The following is a 1,577-nucleotide window of genomic DNA, read 5'->3' as shown; positions in this document are numbered from 1 at the left end:
GGCTTTGATCTCGTCGTGCATGGCCTTTTTGTCGGCGTCGGACAGTTTGTCCAGGTAGCGCTTGGTCAGCTCGTCACGGCTACGGGCTTGTTCGCCCATGATTTTGCCGATGGCTTGGCGCTGTTCTTTGTTCAGGTCCAGGTCAGCAAACGGACCTGGGCCACGGTGCTCGCCACGTGGGCCGCCGTCATGGGCGAACGGAGGACGCGGGCCGTCTTCGCCTACCGGCGGCATGGCCATGGCCATGGTTGGCAGGGCTGCGGCAAACAGAGCGGCGATGAGGGTCTTACGCATGGGGTATCTCCTTGTCTGCAAACCGGCGTATTTACCGGATGTGCCCAGTCTAGGGATTACAAGGTCAAGCGCGGTCAGGGGCGGGTAAAGCTTAGGTAAAGGCGACGCTACACAAAGCCTGACGATCTTTACATCGGCTGTGCCGCTGCGCGAACGGTGTGCGCACAATTGGTATATGCGGATGCCGCTTGGTGCGCACAGCACGCCCTAGGAGCGGACGTTACGCGCTGTAGTAATAACCGCGGCTGCGTAGGGCGAGAATGCGCGGCCGGCCATCGGTGTGCGGGCCGATTTTTTTGCGCAGGTTGCTGACGTGCATGTCCAGGCTGCGGTCGTACAAGGTCAGTTTGCGGCCCAGGGCCAGTTGCGCCAGTTCCTGCTTGTCTACTGGTTCGCCGGGTTGACGCAGTAGAGCTTCCAGCAGGCGGCTTTCGGAAACGGTTAGCACCACGTCATGGCCGGCGATGGTTACCGAACCTCGAATCGGACTAAACACCAGATCGCCCAATTCCAGTTGGCTGGCGGTGGCCACCGGCACGCTGCGGCGCAGCACGGCGCGCAGGCGGGCGGTGAGCTCACGGGGGTCGCAGGGTTTGGCCAGGTAGTCGTCGGCACCCAGTTCCAGGCCGAGAATGCGATCGAGCGGCTCCCCACGAGCCGAGAGCATCAGCACTGGTAGCTCGGGGTGGTCGGTGCGCAATTGCTTGAGCAGTTCCAGGCCACTGCCATCAGGCAGCATCACATCGAGCACCACAGCCGCTGGCGACTCGCTGGCCAATGCCGCGCGGGCGCTGCGGCCATCGTGGCAGGCGCGCACGTGAAAGCCTTCCTGGCTCAGCCAACTGGTCAGCAGCTCGCAGAGTTCTACGTCGTCGTCGATCAATAAGAGAGTGGACATAAGGCTGGTCTATTTCGCCAAGGGCTATTCAGTTAATCCAGGCGCGGCGGTTTTTCCGACCACCACGTAACAGCGCACCCAACAAAACCGCCAGTACAGTGACCGCCGCGCCAACCGCAAACCACATTTGTTCTTCGCTGAGCAGCGGCGGTTGTTGGCTGGCTTGAGCCTCTTTGAGCTGCAGTTTGAGGCGTTGATTCTCTTGGCGCAGACGGCCGATTACAGCGTTTTCGCGTACTTCCACGCTGCTTTGCATCTGCGCGGCGAGCTCGGTGCGGGCGCGTTCGCTTTCGGCCAGACGTTGCTCCAGGGTGTCCACTTGCGCCTGAGTGGCGCTGAGCTGTGCGCTGCTATCCGGTGCTGTCGCCTGCGGGCTGCTTTCAAC

The 1,577-nt window shown here is 61.8% G+C and carries 2 protein-coding genes and 1 pseudogene; all 3 read right to left on the bottom strand.

Features of this window, described 5'->3' with window-relative positions; genetic code table 11:
- Positions 1-294, bottom strand: a pseudogene (locus AAAB16_RS09260) (LTXXQ domain protein); the annotation flags it as partial.
- Between the two features lie 220 nt (positions 295-514).
- Positions 515-1,192 (bottom strand): response regulator transcription factor, encoded by a 678-nt coding sequence (locus AAAB16_RS09255; RefSeq protein WP_340663075.1) that lies wholly within the window; start codon positions 1,190-1,192, stop codon positions 515-517.
- A 28-nt stretch (positions 1,193-1,220) separates the two neighbouring features.
- A partial coding sequence (locus tag AAAB16_RS09250) for a hypothetical protein (protein WP_340663074.1) occupies positions 1,221-1,577 on the bottom strand: 357 nt, incomplete at its 5' end.

It is taken from the genome of Pseudomonas sp., from assembly GCF_037994325.1.
In the GTDB taxonomy this organism is placed as follows: domain Bacteria; phylum Pseudomonadota; class Gammaproteobacteria; order Pseudomonadales; family Pseudomonadaceae; genus Aquipseudomonas.
Note: the sequence above shows the minus strand (reverse complement) of the source record. Positions and strands in the feature narration are given on the sequence as shown.